General features: G+C 50.8%; 1 protein-coding gene. It reads right to left on the bottom strand.

Going from position 1 to position 781, the window contains the following annotated elements:
- Positions 1-781, bottom strand: a 781-nt coding sequence (locus R8N49_RS26535) for a 3,4-dihydroxy-2-butanone-4-phosphate synthase (protein WP_318190371.1), incomplete at both ends; no start/stop codon positions are given.

Raw genomic sequence — 781 nt, 5'->3', positions numbered from 1 at the left:
AAAGTCGGTGCTTCGCCTTTATCTTGTGCTTCGAACATCTTCACGCGGTGGATGAGCAACTCGGTTGATTCTTCATTGCCAAGAACAACCAGAACACCACCTTCTTCACCGATACGCTTCATCGCTCTATCCAGTGTCCAGCTGCGCTCTGCATTGCGGTCACTGCGTAATACATCGGTGAATACGTCTTGTAGATGCACACGAACCAGCGGCGCTTCGCCAGACAAATCACCTTTACACATCGCGTAATGCACTTGATTATCGATGGTGTCTTTGTAAGTCACCAAAGTGAACTCACCGTGTTCAGTTGGCAGTTTGCATTCTGCTACACGCTCAATGGTCGTTTCTGTGTTGTTGCGGTATTCGATAAGGTCCGCAATAGTGCCTAACTTCAAGCCGTGTTTTTCAGCAAAGATTTCAAGATCAGGACGGCGAGCCATGGTGCCGTCGTCGTTTAGAATCTCAACAATCACAGAAGCAGGCTCAAGCCCAGCAAGGCGAGCTAAATCACAACCCGCTTCGGTGTGACCAGCGCGAGTCAATACACCACCATCTTGCGCAGCAAGAGGGAAAATATGACCCGGTTGAACCAAGTCCGCCGCTTTTGCGTTTGGCGCAACCGCAGCTTGAACGGTACGTGCGCGGTCAGCCGCTGAAATACCCGTGGTGACGCCTTCAGCAGCTTCGATAGAAACGGTAAAGTTAGTGGTGTACTGCGCGTTGTTGTCTTGCACCATTGGCGGCAAGCCGAGATTTTCACAACGCGCTTTAGTCATGGTCA

The sequence above is a fragment of the Vibrio sp. 1978 genome (genome assembly GCF_033344345.1).
The sequence above is the reverse complement of the archived record's forward strand: the minus strand, read 5'-3'. Positions and strand labels throughout refer to the sequence as shown.